Raw genomic sequence first — 20,117 nt, 5'->3', positions numbered from 1 at the left:
TTTCTTTTGAGACTGGCTTTCTTATTTTTGCTCAAGTCAAAACACTAATCATGAAAACCCTTAGAATCACTGGAGTTCCTGAGCATTTTAATTTTCCTTGGAAAAAAGTAGTCTCTGCACAACCATTCGAAAAGGATGGCATTACGCTCCAATGGACAGATGAATCCAGAGGTTCTGGTCAGATGAACAAAGATCTTCGTGAAGATAAAACAGATATCGCACTTGTGCTTACAGAGAGTTTCCTGAAAGATTTCGAAGGGGGAAACCCGTCTAAAATGATTGGTTTCCATGTAAAATCTCCGCTAACCTGGGGAATTCATATCGCTGGGGATTCATCAGTTAATTCATTGGATGAAATCAAAGATCCAGCTTTTCTGATCAGCAGAATGGGATCAGGTTCACACTTAATGGCTTTTGTACTTGCTAAAAGAGAAGTCTGGAATTCTGAAAAACTGGAATTTAAAATAATAAACAACCTTTCAGGGGCACTGGAAGCAATGACTCCCGAAAAGCCTGAGATGTTTCTTTGGGAGAAATACACGACCAAGCCATGGGTAGATTCTAATCAAATGAAGCGTATCGGGGAAGTCCAAAGTCCTTGGCCTTGTTTTGCGATCATTGCCTCTGAAAAAGCCTTGACAGAATTTGGCGAGGCGCTATTCAGATTAAGAGACCTGGTCTATCGAGAGTCAGTGAACCTTCAAACCAGTGCTTCTGCTATTGAAAAAATCTCCGAAAACTACGAGCTAAATGCTAGCGATGTGAAAGAATGGTTTGCACAAACATCTTGGGCTACTGCTGCTGAAATTTCTAGAAAGCAACTGGAGAAATCCATGAACACGATGAAAGAATTGGCAATTATTTCTGAACTAATCCCCTTAGAAGATTTTCTTGCCTACGAGCACTTGTCAATTACTGACTAGAATCTTACTGGCAGAAATTTTATTAGCGGGAATTTTAACACAAACTTTTGTTCCTTTTCCTTCTTTGCTTTTAATATTTAATTCTCCACCATTCATTCGTGTAAACTCCTTGCAAATCTGAAGTCCCAAGCCAGATCCTTTTTCCATTTTGGTACCTGGCTTAGAATTGGTTATGATATAATCCGGGGAAAGCAACTGATTGATTTGCTCTTCATTCATTCCAATTCCTTTGTCTTTTACACACCAGATAATCATATCATTATCTATTTCCACGGAAATAGATATCACATCTCCTGGCTTTGAATATTTCACAGCATTATTCAGAATATTCCTGATCACCACTTCTATCAAATCCCGATCAGCGTATATCTCAAGGTCAGCAAACAAGGATGAATCGTCTATTTCAAGTGACTTCTCCTTAAGTTGCGGCATGATCAGTTTAATAGTAGAGTTTACTACATCAGAAAGGTTGAAATTCACCTTGTGTAGTGTAAACCCTTCCATCTGAGCTACGGACCATTTCAATGTGTTATTCAATGTGAAATACACCGAGTCCACATCATTTTTCAAATTTTGAATCAATTCATCAAATTCTTCCTGATTCAGATGCCCATCTATCAATAAATCTAAAATAGACTTCACTTGCCCTACTGGACCTTTTAGATCATGACCTAGAATAGAAAAGAGCTTATTCTTAGTCTGATTAATTGCTTGTAACTGAATAGATTTAGATTCCAGCTCGCGGTTTTGAGTACGAATTTGATGCTTTTGCATTATCAAATCAGCATTGAATTTTTTAACGTTTCTGTGTAGAAAATACAACCATATCACCAGACCTAAAATAAGGATGGAAGCAACACTGATCACGAAAATAATCCTTCGGTTAAATGCCAGTTTCGATGCCTGATTTTCATTTTGGGCAATAAGCAAATCGAGTTCTGAATGATCCAAATCCTCCTGAAACATCCCTTGAAGCAAGGCTATCCTATCATTTGTTAATTTATTGACTAAGGAGTCATTCAGCGTAAGGTACAATGATTGCTGACTGTAGGCTTCATTAATATCACCTTTCAGTCTATAATATTCAGCTAAATACCTATGGCTTTTGGATAGCTCATCCAGATACTTATTCTCTTTGGATATTTTTATTCCACGCTCCAAAGCAGTTTTCCCTTTCTCCAGTTTGCCATTTAGCAAATAGGATCTACCTAACCTGTGCAACATGCTTGCCTGAAAAGTAGTAATACCTTGCTTATCAGCCATTTTCATCGACTTTTCATACAAAATCTCAGCAGAGTCTAGCATATTCTTAGCAAGATAAACATCTCCAATAATTCGATAGCTGAAGGCTGTTAAGTAAGGAGACCCGGCATTTTCATTTGCTTCAATGGCCATATAGGCATATTCTAAAGCAGAATCAAGCTCATTAAGAAAGGTGAGATTGAATCCTACATTATTAAGACTGCGGATCATAGTGTACAGATCCCCATTTTTTTCACTGATCTGATATGCTTTTTTGAATTGGTTTATAGACATCCGGTAATTCTGCTGTTCAAAATATAGAGCACCCATACTGTTCAACACCCTTGCAGCTTCCTCCAGATCATTCCCTTCAATTGCTAAATTATAAGCGTCTTTAGAGTAATCAAAAGTCTTCTGCCATTGTCCACGACGGTAATAAATCCAACCGATATTTTCCTTAGCTTTTGCCTCACCGGATTTATTCTTGAGTGCTTGCGCGAGTTTTTCCGCTTCCACCGCATAGTCAAATGCTACTTGCTGCTCTACTTCACGGAAATAGGATGATAATTCGTTGAGCACGGTCAACCTCTCCTCTCCGTTGGTAGTGGGAAGGACGTTTTTGAGGCTATCAATATTTGGGATTTGAGCAAACGCAGCCAATGAAGCCATCATTGCAAAAAACAGAAAAATATATAATTTCAGATTCAAAAGGTTTTTTCTATTTATAAATGGTAAAAATAACTAAAATCAGTTAACCACACTAAAAAAACAATAATCCTCTAAAAACCTACCTTTTAAGCTCTTCCCAATCCCAATCCTTATGAATTTGAGAAATAGCATGATGTGCTGTCAAATCATATTGACAAGGAACTATCGAAACATAGTTGTTTGCAATCGCCCATTCGTCATTATCTTCTCCTTTATCAAAATTCACAAAGTTGCCAGCTAGCCATAAGTATTTCCGACCGTTGGGGTCATAGCGTTCATCAAACTCTTCCTGCCATTTGGCTTCAGCTTGACGACATACTTTTATTCCTTTGATTTGCTCATTTTGTTTTGGAGGGAAATTCACATTTAACGCAACTCCCTTTGGCATCCCTTTATCGAGTACTTGGCGTGCGATCTTCTCTACCCATTCCTCCACATGTGAAAAGTCTGCTTTCGATGAAAAATCACACAAACTAAATCCAATAGAAGGATAACCTTCCATTGCCCCTTCGATCGCCGCAGACATAGTTCCAGAATATAGCACAGAAATCGACGTATTGGAACCATGATTGATTCCGCTGACGATCAAATCGGGACTTCTATCCTTCATCACATAATGCTTTGCCAGCTTTACACAATCCGCGGGAGTACCACTCGACTTATATGCTTTGACACCTTCGAAGATCTCCTCCTCTTCGAGACGAAGTGTTTCTCCAATAGTAATGGCATGTCCCATACCAGATTGAGGACTATCTGGAGCTACTACCACCACATCCCCAAGTTTCTTCATGACAGATACCAGTACACGTATTCCTTTGGCTGTGATCCCATCGTCATTGGAGACGAGTATTAAAGGCTTCGACATTTAGTATTAATTCAACTGGTTATAATATGCTGTGATGCGTAGAAGATCCCCTCTCTTGTCATATTCTAAGCGGTTTTTACGCATAAATAGTGAGATCTCGTCATCGTGACCAGGAAGCATCTCAAAAAGCTCTTTTTTCTTCAGGTTGTATTGTTCAATCTTACCGTTTTTCAAAAAGTAATATTTAAACGCTAATTTATGTCCCATCATCGACTGTGGTCCGTAGAACGGATTCATTCCATATCCTCCCATCATACCAAATCCCCCCATACCTCTACTATCAGTAGCAATGTACTCTCTGCATAGTAAGGCGAGATCCTCGCCCTCAGTCAATACTTCAAAAAAGATAGGAGTGGCATAGTCCGTACCTTGGGCGTAAGGCAAGCTAAAAAACTTGCGAACCCCACCATATACCTCATCAAATAATTCAAAATGGGTAACATTGGTAGCGGAGAATGTATTTACTGTTTGATCCTGAAGCTGTACGACATTATTTTCCAGATCGTATTTAATCTCACCTCCATACACTTGGCCGTCTGTAGTATGGATATTTCCCTTATGCCAAACCTGGGAAGGGAATTGATTCTGCGCAACTAGCGTAGATATGCCTAGAAATAGTAAGCTAAGTGAGAGAACTGCTTTTCTTATGGTTGTCATCATGGCTTTATTTACGCAGTAATAAGTGTCAGGTTGAAACTCATTAGTGATAATTAACAAAAACAAGTTAAGAACAGAGTTTTACTTCAAAATATTGTGGCCCATCTTATCTCTTTTCGTTAGGAGATATTTCTCATTGTGCACATTAGGAGCAATTTCTATAGGTACTTGCTCTACTATTTCCAATCCATAACCTAGCAAACCAACTCGCTTCTGAGGATTATTCGAAATCAGGCGAAGCTTACTCACCTCAAGGTTTCTTAAGATTTGAGCACCCACTCCGTAATCTCTACTATCGGAAGGCAATCCCAATGCAAGATTTGCCTGCACGGTATCCATCCCTTCTTCTTGAAGCTTATAGGCTTTCAATTTATTGATAAGGCCAATTCCTCTGCCTTCTTGATTCATATAGAGGATCACTCCTTTACCCTCGTTCTGCACCATCTGCATGGCTCCATGAAGCTGAGGACCGCAGTCACATCTGCATGAGCCAAAGATATCACCAGTCATACAGGAAGAGTGAACACGAACCAAAATAGGTTCATCTTTATCCCATTTCCCTTTGATCAGCGCCAAATGCAGCTCTTGTGTATTGGTCTGACGAAAGGCAATCAATTCAAAATCTCCAAAGTCAGTAGGTAAATCCACCCCAATTTCACGCTGAATCAATGACTCATGCTTCAATCGGTAAGCAATTAAATCTTTGATAGAAATCAACTTGAGATCAAACCTTTTGGCCACTTCTACCAAATCTGGAAGTCGGGCCATCGTCCCATTCTCATTCATTATTTCCACCAAAACTCCAGCAGGTGATAATCCAGCGAGTCGCGCCAAATCAATGGCAGCTTCTGTATGTCCAGCTCTTCTTAGTACTCCGCCTCTTTTGGCTTTTAACGGAAAAATATGGCCTGGCTTACCCAATTCACTTGGGTCAATAGAATCGTCCACGAGAGCTTTGATGGTTTTGGCTCTATCGGCAGTGGAAATCCCGGTAGTACAGCCATGCCCGATTAAGTCAACTGACACGGTAAAAGGAGTTTCAAAAGCTGCTGTATTATTACCTACCATTAACTCCAAACCTAGCTTCTCACAACGATCTTCTATCAGAGGCGCGCATATCAACCCACGTCCGTGAGTAGCCATGAAATTGATAATTTCTGGAGTCACAGTCTCGGCTGCACATACAAAATCACCTTCATTTTCTCTATCCTCATCATCTACCACGATGATTACCTCTCCACTTTTGATTGCCGCAATAGCATCTTCTATTGGATCCAGAATATATTTTTCCACGAAATTTGTGTTTGAATTAGTATTTTGAAAGGCAAATTTACACGCTTTCAGATTCTAAACAGGTTGCACCCAAATAAAGTTTGGTTTTAGCCGATCACGATACCCAGCTCTTTATCTATTTCTACCTGTACTTTTTTGAGCTCGAAGTAGATCACCTGAAACTCATGTACTTTCTCATCATCCAGATGCTCAGACTCAGCATTTTTTATTTTCTCTTTAGCCTCTTCCATTAGCTTTTGCACCATTTTTCGCTTTAATCGCAAGATGGATTTAAAGCCTGTCAGTGTAAGGTCATCGGATTCAGTATTGATGATAATCTGATACGTATCCGCCCAGTGATGTGACACTTCATGGCGTACAGTGACTAGGTCTATCACCTCTTTTTGTATTTCCTGATCACCTAGCCCAATGAAAAATTCTGAAGTAGGAATTTCTCCCTGAACAAGACTATTACGATATAGATCCAGTATTTTATTGTAAATAGGTGTGGTAAAATCAAGCTCCTCTGTCTCAGAAAGCAAATATTGGCACAAATGCATCTCTTCATCGCCAAGTTTCTGCCAGCCATAATTCACTAAAATCCGAACCATCTCACGTTCTTGAATTCTCAGGATTTCGGTGAAAGAAGTAGCAGTATCATCAGGAATCAGCTCTTCCATTGCCTGCTCGGCAAAAACATCATCCTTCTGACTGTTATAACGATCCTTCTGAGTTTTCAGCAGGATTTTATTCAGCTCAGCATGGATGATATCCTCTTCAATCCCCAAAAGTCCTGATGCTTCCTTTGCATAGACCGAGCGAATAATCGGATCAGGAATTTTCCCGATACTTTGCACCACCTCACGAATTATCTCAGCTTTTCGGATCGGGTTCTTGGTAAACTCCTCCTTATATAAACCAATCTTGAAACCAATGAAGTCACGGCTATTATTCTCCAGGTATTCCTGAAATGATTGTGAGCCGACTTTTCGAGAATAACTATCTGGATCTTCTCCGTCTGGAAAAACTACAGCTTTCACATTCAAGCCGCCTTCCAGCAATAGATCTATCCCTCGAAGTGAAGCTTTGATACCCGCAGCATCCCCATCGTAAAGCACCGTCACCTGATCAGTAAATCGTTTGATCAGCTTGATTTGTCCTTCGGTCAGTGAAGTACCTGAAGAAGCTACCACATTTTCTATTCCTGACAGATGCAAACTCACCACGTCGGTGTAGCCTTCTACCAGGTAGCAATTATCTTTTTCTCTGATTGCTTTTTTCGCCTGAAACATCCCGTAGAGCACATCACTTTTGTGATAAACAGGCGTCTCCGGGGAGTTGATGTATTTGGGTTGGCTTTTGTCTTTGGTGAGAATTCGCGCTCCAAAACCTAGCGGTTTTCCACTGATATTGTGAATGGCGAAAATCACACGGTTTCTAAAACGATCATAAACTCGTGATGCATCACCTTCTTTTTGGAGAATCAATCCTGCTTTCAATAGAATCTCCTCTTGAAAGCCAGCTGATTTGGCAGCTTTAAGAAGATTATCCCAGCCTTCCAATGCATATCCCAAATCGAACTTTTCAATAATAGCTGGGGTAAATCCACGCTCTTTGAAATAACTCAAACCAATAGACTTACCCTCTTCTGTCTGAAGATTTTTGACGAAAAAGTCCCGAGCAAAGCCCAAGACAATCAATAAACTTTCCCGCTCATTTTGAGCTTCATTCTGCTCCGGAGTGCGCGTTTCATCCTCTTGAATTTCTATCCCGTACCTCCCGGCTATGTGTTTGATCGCTTCCTGAAAGCCTATGCCTTCTATGTCCATCACGAACTGAATGGGATCGCCAGCTTTACCACAGCCAAAGCATTTATAGATTTGCTTTGCCGGTGAAATCGAAAATGAAGGAGTTTTTTCGCCATGAAACGGACAGTTGGCCCAGAGATTCTGACCTTTCTTTTTCATAGGCAAATAATCGCCGATCACCTCTTCGATGTCCATGCGTTCTTTGACCTTGTCCGTAGTAAGTTTGCTGATGCCCATAGGAAAATGAATGTGGCAAAGTTAATCGCTCAATCTAAAAAATGAGAACTTTAAATAGTTTCTCCTAGTTCACATGTATAATACATTTACTTCGTCCTTTATTTAGAAGTCATTAAGATCTAAATTGCGAAAAATTACAACCATCACCTCATGCAGTTAACGAAGGATAATATCCTGAAAGCACTTTCCCGAGTACAGGATCCAGATCTTAAGAAGGATTTGGTGACTTTGGGAATGATACAGAAAATTGAAATCAACGGTAATAAAGTCAGCTTCAATGTAGTTCTCACTACTCCAGCTTGTCCACTGAAAGAAGTAATTAAAAATAATTGCTTGGAAGTTTTGGAGGAAGACTTTGGAAAAGAACCTGTGTGGGATCTATTTATGACTTCCCAAGTCACTACTATTAGAGATGCTGCACCTATTCTACCTCAAGTGAAAAATATCATCGCCATCGCTTCTGGCAAGGGCGGTGTGGGAAAATCTACCACTGCGGTGAATCTGGCTGTTTCCCTAGCAAAATCAGGAGCAAAAGTTGGGTTGATCGATGCAGATATTTCGGGGCCATCTATTCCTACCATGTTCAATGTAGAAGCTGAGCAACCGGCTGTGAAAAAAGTCGGTGATAAGAATATAATCGTTCCCATAGAACAATACGGAGTGAAGCTGATGTCAATAGGTTTTCTTACGCCTGCGGATAGCGCTGTCGTTTGGAGAGGGCCAATGGCTAGCTCAGCGCTTAAGCAATTTATCTGTGATGTGGAGTGGGGTGAGCTGGATTACCTACTGATTGATTTGCCTCCAGGGACTTCAGATATTCACCTGACCATGGTGCAAACCGTCCCAGTGACCGGCGCAGTAATCGTGACAACCCCACAGAAAGTCGCTTTGGCAGATGCTAATAAGGGTTTATCGATGTTTAGACAGCCACAAATTAACGTACCCATCTTAGGTGTTATTGAAAATATGGCTTATTTTACACCAGAAGAACTTCCAGATAATAAGTATTACCTATTTGGTAAAGAGGGTGGAAAAAGGTTGGCTGAAAAATACGATGTACCGTTTTTGGGCGAAGTCCCAATTGTACAAAGTATTAGGGAAAGTGGCGATTCAGGCTACCCAGCTGTTTTAAAAGAAGGAATCACACAAGAGTCTTATATGAACCTAGCCAAAGAAATAGCTAGACAAATTGCCATAAGAAATGCCTCTCAGAGTAAAACCGAAGTGGTAGAAATTAAATCTTAAGAATTATGCGACCAGAATTAAGAGAACAAATAGAATTTGCACTAGATACTATACGCCCATATCTGGAAGCAGATGGAGGAAACGTGAGGATCGTAGAGCTAACCGATGACAAGGTATTAAGACTAGAATTACTTGGCTCATGTGGAACGTGCCCTATGTCTACGATGACGCTAAAAGCCGGCGTAGAAGAAGCTATCAGACGTGCAATTCCAGAAATCACACGAGTAGAAGCCGTTAACCTAACTGTTGCTTAATATATAATCTGAATGAAAAAAGGTTTACGGAGTATTGACAGAGCCAGTATGCTCCTAGTAGGAGCGTTTTTTGTGTTTTCATCTGGCTTTGCACAGCAATTCCAAACCTTTGACATCACAGATCAACAGAACTCAACTAATTCTCATACACACAGAGAAAAGTGCGGGCATGTGATTGTGACAGAAAAAATAGAAAAAGAAATGGGCTATTTTGGCTCAAAATCTTTTTTTGAAAAATGGATAAATGACAAAATTGAGGACAAAACTTACCAACCTCAAATCCTTGCCAAAACAAACGCTGACCCGATCATGATTCCTGTGGTAGTCCATGTCATCCATAATGGCGGTCCAGAAGGGCAGGGCGTAAATGTTCCTGCTGCGCAGATTCAGGAGCAGATCAGAATTATTAATGAAGATTTCCAACGATTAAATCCAGACGCTGTAAATACTCCTGCAGAATTCCTTCCATTTGCTGGGATTACCAACATTGAATTTGTCCTTGCCAAGCAAAATCCCTCAGGACTACCTACCGACGGTATCACCCGTACAGTGGGACCAAAATCTGCCTATGATCCCAATACAGATGCTACCTTAATCGGACAAGTCATTCAGTGGGATCCAAACGAATATATGAATATGTATGTGACGACATTAGTAAGTCCGTTCATAGGCTATTCATCTTTTCCTATTTCTGATTTACCTGGACTTACGGGTGCACCTACTTCATCAATTACTGATGGAGTTGTTTTAGATTTTAGATTTTTTGGCGTTGGTGGAAGTGCTATATCAGCCTCCCAAGGCAGAACAGCTACACATGAGGTGGGGCATTTTTTTGGATTGCGGCATATTTGGGGTGACGGCGGTTGCGGAGTGGATGATTTCGTAGCAGACACACCTTTGCAGGATAATTCCAACAGCATATGCAGCCCGAATGCTACGCGCTTTAGTTGCGATTCAAGAGATATGATCCAAAATTATATGGATTATACGCCTGATGCTTGTATGAATTTATTTACAAAAGGCCAGGTGGAGCGATTTGGAATAGTACTAGCCAATAGCCCAAGAAGAGTCACTTTGATCAACAACCGAGCAACCAAAGAACCTGTACTTGCCGAAAATGATTTGGCAATAGCGAGAGTATTAGAGCCAGGTAACTTTGAATGTGACCCGTTGATCAATCCATCAGTAGAGCTGTTGAATGCAGGAGAAAACCTCCTGACATCTGGACGTGTTGAGCTTAGGAGAAATGGAACAATCTTAGAATCAAAGCGATTTACTTTCAACTTACAGACTGGAGAAAGTATAGTGGTAAGCTTTAATGCGTTCAATCTTCTACCTAATACTAATTCTGTAGAATTCCGAATCACCCAGACAAATGACGTCCCAGATACCATCACCAGCAATAACAGTAAAACTGTATCTCCTATCCAAGAGCAGTCAATAAATCTGCCTTATACTTCAGATCTTACCACCTTCCCATCTCCATGGACGGTTACCAATCCGGATAATTTGGTGACATGGGAAAAAAGAAACTTAACTATTTCAGGCAATTCACAAGATGTAGTTTATATCCGGCACTATGAATATGAGTCACCTGGTCAGCTAGATTATTTTACCTCGCCAATTATTGATTTGTCAAAATATCCAAATGCACAGCTTGTCTTTGAGTTGGCACATGCACAGTATGACCAAGCGGGATTTTCAGACAGATTAATTATAGCAGTGTCTCAAGATTGCGGAAATACATATGATCTTTCAAATACTCCATATAATAAGGCTGGACAACAATTAGCAACAACTACTGCTACGTTGGAAGAATTTATCCCAACAAATCAAAATCAGTTCAGAACGGAACTCGTAAACCTTGGTGAATTTTCCGATTTAGGATCAATTCGCTTAGCATTCATTACAGAAAATGCTTATGGAAATAACATTTATATCAAGAATATCAGGATCTTTCCAAACGAAGAGTTTAATTATGATATAAGTGTGAATGAAATTGTAGCTCCAACTCCTATTTCTAACGGTACAAATGAAGCTGAGATTGTAAAATTAACCAATAGCGGCAATCTTCCTTTTTCAACCTTCCTGTTTTCCAGAAGCACTAATAATTCTGCAACTCAAACATTTGTAGCTACAGGGATCACTGTAGAGCCAGGTGAAAGCTTTAACGTGAGCACTCAGAACTCTACTTCCAAAGGAAAAAACAAACTGAAATTCGTGGCTTTTGCTCCTAATTTCGACCAGAATGGAAATAATTCGGACAGCCTTACGCGGTATGTGCTAGAAGACTCGACTACTATTCCAGTTCCTTGGAGACAAAACTTTAATAACTCTGGCACCTTCGCACCTTGGCTTACTGTCAATCCAGAATCAGACGCTCAACCATGGACTGTAAATTCAATATCCGCTGGAGAAGGCCCTAATAATGTAGCCCAACTTGCTACAAGCGCCGCAGGTATGAGCTATTGGTTAGGAACACCTATTTTTGATCTTTCTGTAAGTCGCCAAGCTAGTATTTTCTTTGATTTGGCAGCAGGTCAGGTAAGTAATTCAACTACTCTGAAAGTTCTGGCTAGCGCAAATGGAGGAAATGAATACACAGAAGTTTGGACTGCCAGCGGAGCTGAACTTTCTACCACCTCAGTAGGTGAAGCTAATCCCAATAGCGCTGGAGATTACGTACGCAAATTCATCAATTTAAGTGAATTTGCTGGAGCAGGAAAAACTAAGGTACGACTTGCCTTTGTTGTTGAAGAAGGAGAAGCGTCAGACTCTCCTATTTACCTGGATAATATCGAGCTTTTCCTCAATGCAAACCCTGATCCTGTGATACCGGCAGTTGGAATGTCTGTGCTCTTCCCAAATCCAGCACGTGAAATATTCAATATTGCATTCAATTTGCCTGATTTTGAGAATGTGACCATTCAAATAATATCAAGCACTGGAGCTGTAGTTCAAGAAATAGAATACCCTGGCACATTGAACCAGACGTATTCTTTCAGCACGCAGCTGTTTTCTAAAGGAGTATTTATAATCAAAATCTCCAGCAATACGATACGGGAAACGAGAAGGCTGATTATTAATTAATCAAAAATAAGCCGAAGAAAACCTCTTCGGCTTATTTTTTGCCAATAGATTTCGACAGTTTTAGAAAGTTTCTTCGTTGTTAGGATTGAATTTCCCGCTTATCTTTAACTATTAAAATTTCTCAGATTTTACATTCAGCAACTCTTTTGAAAAAGATATTAATTAACCTTCTAGTGATTATAGGAATATCAGTTTTACTGGGATTCCTTTTTTTGAAAATGTACCTTCCCATGTACACCAATCATGGTCAGTCGGTCTCTGTGCCTGACTTATCGGGCTACACTTATGACGAGGGTGTGGAAATTTTGGATCGCGCAGATCTTCAATACGAAGTATCGCTTGACTCAGGATTTAATACTGATTTGAAAACCTTTGCTATTTTGAAGCAAATCCCAGAGGCAAATGCTCAGGTGAAAAGTGGTAAAACAGTTTATCTTACCTTGAATGCCAAAAATGCTCCTATGCTCAAAATGCCAAATTTAGTCAACACTCCATTGAAGAATGTTCAGGAGATTTTGGCAAATATGGGACTTGAGAGAGGCGATATCGTGTATGTGCCGGATATCGGAATCAATGTGGTGCTAGAGCAAAAATACCGGGGAGTGATTGTAGCTGAAGGTTTTGAAATTCCCAAAGGAGCAAGAATTGATTTGGTGGTGGGAGATGGCTTGGGTAATCAAATCCTTGCAGTTCCTGATCTGAAAGGTATGGACGAAGTGGATGCAGAATTCCTGATTTTGGGATCTAGCCTCAGAGTTGGTAATAAATACTACCTTGACACTGATTCTGTAGGTGCAGGACAAGTCTTGAGACAAACGCCGCCGGCAGCCCAGCAAGTGAAAACCGGTGAATTAATCGATCTTTGGATCGCTAAGGATAACCTTTAAGCTAAATGCTCAAACCACTCCAAATCATTCGAATGACAGGACTAGTCATAGCTCTGTTCATCTCGACTTTGGCTCATGGCCAATTGGTGGAGTTTGCGCCCATCCAGCATCAAAAGATTAAAAGCCTCAGTCTTGTAGATCAAAACTCCCGAATCTTACAAGGTAACACCCTCCCTTTTTGGGATGATTTTTCTCAAGGTATAGACACGCTGAAATGGAGCCTAGCTGGAGCCTCTTATACTGAAACGATTGGCCTAAACGCGCCATCAATTGGAATGATCCTGCTTGATGGCGTGGATGTAAACGGTAATCCTTATTCGGTCTCTGAGGGAGATCAGGGTGAAACTGACTACCTCACTTCAAAACCATTTGACTTGAGTACTTTGAATTCCCCAGACAGCGAAAGTCTTTATATGAGTTTCTTTTGGCAGGCCGGCGGCAGAGCAGAACTTCCTGACGAAAGCGACCAGTTGACATTACAAATCCTAAATTCACAGGGAAGTTGGGTGACTATTTGGACGCAACTTGGTGGTGTAGGTTTAGACACTGAAGTATTTACTCAGGAAATCGTTAAGATTCTACCGGCATGGCAGCATTCGGCTTTCCAATTCCGATTCTTTGCCCAAGGCAGACAATCCGGTCCATTTGACAGCTGGTTGCTCGACTATATCTACTTAAATGATGGTCGAACAGCCACTGATATAGACTACAAAGACAGAAGTCTTACCAAAACGAATGAACTTAGAATTGGAGAATACGGCGCCTATCCATTTGTACTGCTAGAAGGCAACCAAAACGGTCTTTGGAGCAAAATACAAAATGAATTTTACAATCTAGAAAACCGCTTTAGGGCTATGGAATACTCCATTTCCATCACTGATTCTTCTACGATGACCACTACTCCCATCAATCTCAATACACCTTTCAACCCAGTTCCAAATGCGCTGGAACGAAGAATTTTTGAGAGTAGAGAATTTGAGGAAATTCCTATGCCTGAGAATGAAACCACCTTGGAGATCGTATCTTCTATTACCTCGGGCGATGGATTACTTTTCGAAGTCATAGCTGGAGATACTACCTTCTTCTCAAATGTAAATTATGAGCTGAATGATACGGTAAGGACTTCACTCCCACTGTCCGACTTTTTCGCCTACGACAATGGATCGGCGGACTACGCCGCAGGTATCAATCAAAGGTCCGGGCAATTAGCAGTTAAATACACAACTCCATCGGAAGTTTATATCAAGGGAATCTCGATCAATTTCACCAATCCAAATCAAGCCAATCAAGCTATAGATATCAACGTGTGGAAAGATTTGGACGAAGATCCGATTTTCACCAGAGAAGATCTCATCGCTGTGAAAGAAGCGGGTCAGGAGTTTCTCTACTATTCTCTAGACACTAACATAAGAGTGGATGGTGACTTCTATATAGGCTTCACACAGTTCACCAATGAATTCATTCATGTGGGACTGGACAAGGTAAATGATAGTGGAGACATGCTGTTTTACAATGTAGTAGGTGCTTGGACGCAAAATGAGGAAGTTCGCGGATCGCTGATGATCAGGCCACACATTAGCATCGATGCTCCTTTTGAGGTGGCTGCTGCTCCCGAAGAAAATATTCGGATATATCCAAATCCAGTGGAAACCCTACTCAATCTAGAAGGAAGTTTTAGCGATGCCAGAGTCTTTGATTCTTTCGGAAGAGAGATTTTTATTGAGCGTCAACTTTCATCTAAGGGAGAAATTGTTAATTTTAATGGACAGCGGCCAGGATTATATGTTCTTAATTTGACCACAGAAGCCGGAATAAAGTCGTATAGAATTTTAGTTAAATAATATTATGGAAGATATAACCGTAGAAGACCTGAAATCCAGATTGGATAAAAATGAAAAATTCGTGTTTCTTGACGTTCGAGAAGAATGGGAATACGAAGATGACAACCTGGGAGCAAAAAATATCCCATTGGCAGATTTACCGACTCGTTTAGACGAATTGGATGATTACAAAGACGCAGAAATCATTGTACACTGTCGCTCCGGCGCAAGAAGCATGAACGCCAAGAAATTCCTAGAAACTAAGGGCTTTTCGAAAGTCCGAAACACTACCGGCGGAATTTTAGCTTACAGAAATTTATAACTGACTCCCTTCGGGGAGTTTTTTTATGTGGTTATTTTACCCTCAAAGTTGGAATGTCTCACCTAACCTCATTTAACAACTGGGGAAGTTATTATCCACTTATCATTCCCTTGGTTCAAGTCTGCATTCTTGGATCAACGCACATGCAATCTCCTGACTGCTGCCCATCAATTGAACCGATCAACACAAACGTCTGATTCCTAAAAACCATCTACCAATACCCCATCTAAATAAGCTAGGGATCAAGTTTTAGCACCTTCTTCTTATGCGATAGCTTAGTTGACAAATAATTCTCTATGCGAAAATAAATGGACGTGGAGAAAAACAAAGGATAAAGATCACGATTGCAAGCCATCCAAGAAGCTTTCTTTTCCCAACTAATTCTTTATACCCAGATACGTCAGGGTGTTTCAACCCCATTATTCTCCCCAGCAAAAAACCATAAAACAACCATCCCTGATATCCTTCAAAATCAGGTTTGACAAAAGCCAAGGCATATTGTATCGCAGCAATACCTAAAACCAGCGTAATTCTATTCTGCAAACTAAGACCTGACTTAGAAAAGCAGATAAATAGAAACCCCAGGTATAGAGGTATCCATAGCATCAGATCCTCCACAGCCGAATATGGACTGATCATACCCATGCCAGCATACCCTATAAACAAAACATACGCTATCAGAGAGATCTCCTTATGCCGCTTTGGGAATAGCCCAAAAACGACATGACCACCATCCAACTGACCAATTGGAAGTAAATTTAAAGCCGTGAAAAACAACGCAAGAAAGCCTGCAAATAAATACGGATAATGGATAACCTCCGACATAGCTGGCATACGGTCTGGATCTGCGAATACTTCACCCAATCCCCAGAAAAGTAGATTATTCCCCAACTCAAAATCAAGAGCGCCCTCTTCGAACCCTTGAAAATCAGGATCCGCGTATTCTGGATGTATGGAATGAATATAATCTAACTCTGGCAAAGTAGTAAATCCATATACCAGCACTCCAAGTGCTATTACGAAGCCAGCCAAAGGTCCAGCTACACCTATGTCGAAGAACTTCTTGCGGCTATTGACAAGACCTTTCATCTGGATCACAGCTCCAAATGTCCCGATACTCGGCCAACCTATAAAACCCAGCCAACCCGGAATGAAAAAAGGCAGCGTACACTTTACCTTATGATAAATAGCTGTGAAAAAATGACCCAGTTCGTGAACAAGCAAAATCCCTATAAAAGGAATCGAAAAGGCCATTGACTTCCAGAAATATTCCCATGTTAGTAAGCTTTCTCCTTCTCCAAGAACTGATTTGAGATAAACCCACTCTGCCCCAGCCAGTGTGGTAGAAATTAGGGTAGCGAGAAATAAAATTCCGTGACGGAGGTATTCTTTTTTGCTATACATTCTTGAAGTAATCGAAGATAACTTCAGGACCAGTCACGTGTACCGCCTGAATTCCTACTGCTTTAGCGCCTTCCACATTGGCGATTAGATCATCAAAAAATATCACACGATCTCCTGAAGTCCCAAGGTCAACAAGCATTTTTTCATAGATCTGAGGTGAAGGCTTGGCGAGTCCCATTTCATGACTTAAGAATACCCAGTCAAAGATTGGATCAAAGTTATCCAAGTCATGATCTTCCTGCAAAATTCTATTTACGGCATGGATATGTATCAAATTGGTATTGCTCAATACGCCCACCTGAAAATTTTCTCTCAATTTTGAAATTAATTCTAGCCGCTCTGTAGGAATTTTTAGCAACAAAGCGTTCCACAATTCATCCACTTTTTGGTCATTCCAGTCCTGCTGAAAGTACCCTCTTACCTCCTCTCTGAACTTACCGGAATCAATTCTTCCTACCTCATAATCCTTATGAAAATCAGTTAGATAAAAGCCATCCACCTTGTCATGAAACTCAGTAGAAACTTCAGCTTTGATACGTTGCAGAGCTTCATGGTAATCAATGTCAATAATGACATTGCCTAAATCAAAAATCAAAAAGTCTGCATCGGGTGCATTTTTCATTCGTAATATGGGTTGTGTATTTGCATTCAAATATGTAACATTGCACTCCCAAAACCAAGGTTTACGGCGAATTCAAGCTAAAACTGGAAGTTTTAATAGTACAGGGCCGATAGCGATCGGCAGGTTAGAGCAACTAACTCTCAAAAAACAATAAGGGCCTATAGCTCATTCGGTTAGAGCAACTGACTCATAATCAGTAGGTGCTTGGTTCGATTCCAAGTGGGCCCACTCAGTAATCAGACACTTACGATGAATACCTCGTAAGTGTCTTTTTCATTTGCACACGATTTGCACAAAAATGGTTTCTTTGCCTACACTTCATGCATAAAAAAGGCTTCTCCAAAAGAGGAAAAGTCTATAGTAAAGCAACTTCGTGATAAGTTAAATTTTCTAAGCCATCTTTTGGTTTTAATACATTGGCATGATTATTTACCCAAATTTTGCCTTTAACCTGAAAAACTAAAGGGGAATTTCTGCTTAATATATTTTCTCCATCTTCACCAAGTAGTATTAAATGATCATCGAAAATAAAATCATTAACATAATCAATGTCTCCGGATGCTCCATAGTACGGATATTGACCTGACATTCTAAATCGATATTCAGATTTAATTGGACGTCTTTTTCCATCTAAAAAAGATACTGCATCTTTTAATTCAAGAACCTCCCAATCCTCGGTAATCCATCCCAATTCGGTTTTTTTATAGCCGAGTTTTGTTAGTTGTTCCATGGTAAGGTGTTGATTTGGGCTTGTAGTACTATCAATTCTTCGATCAGTTTAGTAAAAGATGGACTATCTCCATAGATCATGGATTCTTGCATTTGTTTGTAATCTTGTTCCCATGCCCTTATTACATCATCTGGCGGGATAAATCCAATGGTCTTTGGCTGATGCAGTTCATAGTTCACTCCTGAGATTCTGGAATAGCGCCGTCTATGTGCTACGGTCTGATGATAAAATTCACGATCAACTAGCGCTTTCTCGCCAAATTCGGTCTTACTTAATTGGTAAATATCATACAGATGCCTGCTGAGACGCTCTATTCTCCGCTTTTCTTTTGGACGGTGATGCTCCTCATGAAGTAGGAAGATTTTTTCTAGAAAGGTTCGCTCAGGATTCACCAGCAGGATTTGTATAGGTTCGTCTGAATAGGCAGCCTCTTTGAAATAGTCCCCAACGAGAGATTGAATTGATACTCTTGTAAAAGGGTCCCGCAGCGATCTAGCTCCCAGCTCGATCTGCAGACCTGGCTTGAGGTAGCCATCGGTAACGGTCAATTTCGGGAAATAAATATCGATTTTGACGGGATCGTTATCAGAGCTTTTGGGCTCTATTGACAGCACTTTCACTTCTGGAAATCCGGCTTCAATAAAAGCTTGTTGCAATTCAGGAGCAAAAACCTCTAGTGCATAAGCGACTGATTGTCTTCTAAGTTTATCCAGTCGGCCTTTACCCAAGTCACCAGAAAACCCTAAAAACTCTCTGTCCAATGCCAAATCAATATCTTCGGAAAAGCGCTGGATCAATCCCCAACCTTTACTCAGCGAAGTCCCTCCTTTGAATAGCAATGAGCCTCCACATGACATGGAAAACACCAAATCTAAGGTAAGACTTAGCCACCAGTCTTTTTCTGCAGCTTCTGGTGAGATTCCACTTGCCTCTCCCACTGTTTCAAAAATGACATTTTTACTCTCGTTGGGTAAGACTATCCACTCGGCCAGATGTGATCTACATTTAGTCATGATCAGGCATTTTTGATTGTAAGAGAATTCGAATCCAAGCAGGAGCTAGGCGCAAGTCATGCTGTAAAAGGGTAGGATCTTCTTCTTCTATTCGCTTTCGGATCAGCTGTATTTCCTCCGGTCGGATTTGATCCTTACCGATGCTCTTCATCGCCTGAATCGCAAGTGTGCTGAGCTTTCCTTTATAGGATAAATTGCGGGCAGCTCCTTTTTTGAAAGTAATTTTTCGCTTTCCGACCTGGATTTTTCGGTCAGATGCATCGGTATAGAATACCACATTGATAGGTACTTGATTGGTCAATCCCAGTTGATAAAGTGCTTGGGCTCCCGTGGGTACGATACGGGCTTTGTCTCGCTTGGCTATGGCTCTAGCCACTTGCTCTACCGTGGGTAGGACTTTCCCCACAACAGGATCTTCCTTCGGACGTGTATAAATCCCCATTGCCATACGGGTCAATTGTTTTCGATCATGCAGTCGCTCAAGTGCTTTATTGATTCGTTTAGTATCAGCAAAAGCAATAAAATCTTCCGCAAACAAAAGTTCACCCTTAGGCTTTCTTTTTATATAGCTAATAATTTTATTTTCAACACTTTCCATACTTATTTTTCAATCTATTTTGTCGCAAATTTAGTAGATATTTGCGACAAAAAAATAAAGTTTTTGAAAATCAAAACTTGTGATTTCCAATTTTCAAATACTTTGAAATCACAAATTGTGACCTCAAACAAATCTAAAAATGAATAGCCCATTTTAGCCAGATGCTCACTCACTTTGGCCTCCCATTCATTTACTACACCAGACTAGTTCGGAAGCGGTTGATCGTAGCGCTCACCAAGTTCTTTAATCCGTTGCGTGAGTCGTTGGGAAATTCGTTGCATTTCGGTCTGAATGGTAGACTCCAAATAGGACATCCATTTGTGTTCTACAATAAGTGATTTTATTTCCTCCTCGGTCAGCTTTGCATATTGGCCCAAGAGCTTCTTATCCAGTTCGGCTTGCTTCTCTCTGATCTTCTTA

The 20,117-nt window shown here is 40.5% G+C and carries 18 protein-coding genes and 1 tRNA gene; 8 read left to right on the top strand and 11 right to left on the bottom strand.

What is annotated here, in order from left to right; genetic code table 11:
* Window positions 1-50 precede the first annotated feature (50 nt).
* Window positions 51-923 (top strand): type 2 periplasmic-binding domain-containing protein, encoded by an 873-nt coding sequence (locus BVH04_RS03095; RefSeq protein WP_086539869.1) that lies wholly within the window; start codon window positions 51-53, stop codon window positions 921-923.
* On the opposite strand, the gene BVH04_RS03090 is transcribed toward BVH04_RS03095, so the two are convergent.
* From BVH04_RS03090 to dnaG, 5 genes are all read right to left on the bottom strand, one after another.
* Window positions 909-2,873 (bottom strand): tetratricopeptide repeat-containing sensor histidine kinase, encoded by a 1,965-nt coding sequence (locus BVH04_RS03090; RefSeq protein WP_140160507.1) that lies wholly within the window; start codon window positions 2,871-2,873, stop codon window positions 909-911. The two genes, BVH04_RS03095 and BVH04_RS03090, sit on opposite strands and share 15 nt — an antisense overlap.
* A gap of 79 nt (window positions 2,874-2,952) precedes the next feature.
* Window positions 2,953-3,738, bottom strand: coding sequence for a 5'/3'-nucleotidase SurE (gene surE, locus BVH04_RS03085; RefSeq protein ID WP_086539867.1), 786 nt, complete (start codon window positions 3,736-3,738; stop codon window positions 2,953-2,955).
* Window positions 3,739-3,744: 6 nt separating this feature from the next.
* Entirely contained in the window at window positions 3,745-4,398 is a 654-nt protein-coding gene (locus BVH04_RS03080) for a hypothetical protein (protein ID WP_086539948.1), read from the bottom strand.
* Window positions 4,399-4,476: 78 nt separating this feature from the next.
* On the bottom strand, window positions 4,477-5,688 hold the full coding sequence (locus tag BVH04_RS03075; RefSeq protein WP_086539866.1) for a bifunctional 3,4-dihydroxy-2-butanone-4-phosphate synthase/GTP cyclohydrolase II: 1,212 nt from the start codon (window positions 5,686-5,688) through the stop codon (window positions 4,477-4,479).
* Between the two features lie 86 nt (window positions 5,689-5,774).
* On the bottom strand, window positions 5,775-7,712 hold the full coding sequence (gene dnaG / locus BVH04_RS03070) for a DNA primase (RefSeq protein WP_086539865.1): 1,938 nt from the start codon (window positions 7,710-7,712) through the stop codon (window positions 5,775-5,777).
* 150 nt (window positions 7,713-7,862) lie between these two features.
* On the opposite strand from dnaG, the gene BVH04_RS03065 reads away from it, so the two are divergent.
* The 6 genes from BVH04_RS03065 to BVH04_RS03040 all read left to right on the top strand — a co-directional run bounded on the left by BVH04_RS03065 (window position 7,863) and on the right by BVH04_RS03040 (window position 15,330).
* Window positions 7,863-8,957: an Mrp/NBP35 family ATP-binding protein gene (locus BVH04_RS03065; RefSeq protein WP_086539864.1), complete on the top strand. Its 1,095-nt coding sequence runs from the start codon at window positions 7,863-7,865 to the stop codon at window positions 8,955-8,957.
* A gap of 5 nt (window positions 8,958-8,962) precedes the next feature.
* Window positions 8,963-9,211 (top strand): NifU family protein, encoded by a 249-nt coding sequence (locus BVH04_RS03060; protein WP_086539863.1) that lies wholly within the window; start codon window positions 8,963-8,965, stop codon window positions 9,209-9,211.
* A 12-nt stretch (window positions 9,212-9,223) separates the two neighbouring features.
* Window positions 9,224-12,301 (top strand): M43 family zinc metalloprotease, encoded by a 3,078-nt coding sequence (locus tag BVH04_RS03055; protein ID WP_240510817.1) that lies wholly within the window; start codon window positions 9,224-9,226, stop codon window positions 12,299-12,301.
* A 230-nt stretch (window positions 12,302-12,531) separates the two neighbouring features.
* Window positions 12,532-13,188, top strand: a complete 657-nt coding sequence (locus tag BVH04_RS03050) for a PASTA domain-containing protein (RefSeq protein ID WP_240510816.1) — start codon at window positions 12,532-12,534, stop codon at window positions 13,186-13,188.
* A 5-nt stretch (window positions 13,189-13,193) separates the two neighbouring features.
* Window positions 13,194-15,029 carry a T9SS type A sorting domain-containing protein gene (locus BVH04_RS03045; protein WP_086539860.1) on the top strand — a complete coding sequence of 612 codons (1,836 nt, stop codon included), beginning with the start codon at window positions 13,194-13,196 and terminating at the stop codon, window positions 15,027-15,029.
* Between the two features lie 4 nt (window positions 15,030-15,033).
* The gene (locus BVH04_RS03040) at window positions 15,034-15,330 is read left to right on the top strand and encodes a rhodanese-like domain-containing protein (protein ID WP_086539859.1); all 297 of its coding nucleotides are present in this window, start codon (window positions 15,034-15,036) and stop codon (window positions 15,328-15,330) included.
* A 294-nt stretch (window positions 15,331-15,624) separates the two neighbouring features.
* Here BVH04_RS03040 and BVH04_RS03035 read toward each other — a convergent pair whose 3' ends face one another.
* Together BVH04_RS03035 and BVH04_RS03030 are read right to left on the bottom strand one after the other, a co-directional pair.
* The gene (locus BVH04_RS03035) at window positions 15,625-16,734 is read right to left on the bottom strand and encodes a site-2 protease family protein (protein WP_086539858.1); all 1,110 of its coding nucleotides are present in this window, start codon (window positions 16,732-16,734) and stop codon (window positions 15,625-15,627) included.
* Window positions 16,727-17,356: an HAD family hydrolase gene (locus tag BVH04_RS03030; RefSeq protein ID WP_086539857.1), complete on the bottom strand. Its 630-nt coding sequence runs from the start codon at window positions 17,354-17,356 to the stop codon at window positions 16,727-16,729. The genes BVH04_RS03035 and BVH04_RS03030 overlap by 8 nt, the downstream gene beginning before the upstream one ends.
* A 154-nt stretch (window positions 17,357-17,510) precedes the next feature.
* Between BVH04_RS03030 and BVH04_RS03025 the strand changes: the two genes are divergently transcribed.
* Window positions 17,511-17,584, top strand: a tRNA-Ile gene (locus BVH04_RS03025).
* 127 nt (window positions 17,585-17,711) lie between these two features.
* Here the strand turns inward: BVH04_RS03025 and BVH04_RS03020 are convergent.
* From BVH04_RS03020 to BVH04_RS25355, 4 genes are all read right to left on the bottom strand, one after another.
* The gene (locus tag BVH04_RS03020) at window positions 17,712-18,086 is read right to left on the bottom strand and encodes a restriction endonuclease subunit S (RefSeq protein ID WP_086539856.1); all 375 of its coding nucleotides are present in this window, start codon (window positions 18,084-18,086) and stop codon (window positions 17,712-17,714) included.
* A complete protein-coding gene (locus tag BVH04_RS03015) occupies window positions 18,074-19,099 on the bottom strand; it encodes a nucleotidyl transferase AbiEii/AbiGii toxin family protein (protein ID WP_240510815.1) in 1,026 nt (341 codons plus the stop codon). Before BVH04_RS03015 ends, BVH04_RS03020 begins: the two co-directional genes overlap by 13 nt.
* A complete protein-coding gene (locus BVH04_RS03010) occupies window positions 19,092-19,697 on the bottom strand; it encodes a DUF6088 family protein (protein ID WP_086539855.1) in 606 nt (201 codons plus the stop codon). The genes BVH04_RS03015 and BVH04_RS03010 overlap by 8 nt, the downstream gene beginning before the upstream one ends.
* Window positions 19,698-19,900: 203 nt before the next feature.
* The coding region (locus BVH04_RS25355) for a hypothetical protein (RefSeq protein ID WP_205635782.1) at window positions 19,901-20,117 on the bottom strand (217 nt) is incomplete at its 5' end.

This window comes from Algoriphagus antarcticus (assembly GCF_002150685.1).
Lineage (GTDB): Bacteria > Bacteroidota > Bacteroidia > Cytophagales > Cyclobacteriaceae > Algoriphagus > Algoriphagus antarcticus.
Note: the sequence above shows the minus strand (reverse complement) of the source record. Positions and strands in the feature narration are given on the sequence as shown.

Bases quoted from the DNA above. Each gene is read 5' to 3' on its own strand.
- BVH04_RS03095 (WP_086539869.1), top strand. From the start codon at position 51: ATGAAAACCCTTAGAATCACTGGAGTTCCTGAGCATTTTAATTTTCCT.
- surE (WP_086539867.1), bottom strand. From the start codon at position 3,738: ATGTCGAAGCCTTTAATACTCGTCTCCAATGACGATGGGATCACAGCC.
- BVH04_RS03080 (WP_086539948.1), bottom strand. From the start codon at position 4,398: ATGATGACAACCATAAGAAAAGCAGTTCTCTCACTTAGCTTACTATTT.
- dnaG (WP_086539865.1), bottom strand. From the start codon at position 7,712: ATGGGCATCAGCAAACTTACTACGGACAAGGTCAAAGAACGCATGGAC.
- BVH04_RS03065 (WP_086539864.1), top strand. From the start codon at position 7,863: ATGCAGTTAACGAAGGATAATATCCTGAAAGCACTTTCCCGAGTACAG.
- BVH04_RS03060 (WP_086539863.1), top strand. From the start codon at position 8,963: ATGCGACCAGAATTAAGAGAACAAATAGAATTTGCACTAGATACTATA.
- BVH04_RS03055 (WP_240510817.1), top strand. From the start codon at position 9,224: ATGAAAAAAGGTTTACGGAGTATTGACAGAGCCAGTATGCTCCTAGTA.
- BVH04_RS03050 (WP_240510816.1), top strand. From the start codon at position 12,532: ATGTACACCAATCATGGTCAGTCGGTCTCTGTGCCTGACTTATCGGGC.
- BVH04_RS03045 (WP_086539860.1), top strand. From the start codon at position 13,194: ATGCTCAAACCACTCCAAATCATTCGAATGACAGGACTAGTCATAGCT.
- BVH04_RS03040 (WP_086539859.1), top strand. From the start codon at position 15,034: ATGGAAGATATAACCGTAGAAGACCTGAAATCCAGATTGGATAAAAAT.
- BVH04_RS03035 (WP_086539858.1), bottom strand. From the start codon at position 16,734: ATGTATAGCAAAAAAGAATACCTCCGTCACGGAATTTTATTTCTCGCT.
- BVH04_RS03030 (WP_086539857.1), bottom strand. From the start codon at position 17,356: ATGAAAAATGCACCCGATGCAGACTTTTTGATTTTTGATTTAGGCAAT.
- BVH04_RS03020 (WP_086539856.1), bottom strand. From the start codon at position 18,086: ATGGAACAACTAACAAAACTCGGCTATAAAAAAACCGAATTGGGATGG.
- BVH04_RS03015 (WP_240510815.1), bottom strand. From the start codon at position 19,099: ATGACTAAATGTAGATCACATCTGGCCGAGTGGATAGTCTTACCCAAC.
- BVH04_RS03010 (WP_086539855.1), bottom strand. From the start codon at position 19,697: ATGGAAAGTGTTGAAAATAAAATTATTAGCTATATAAAAAGAAAGCCT.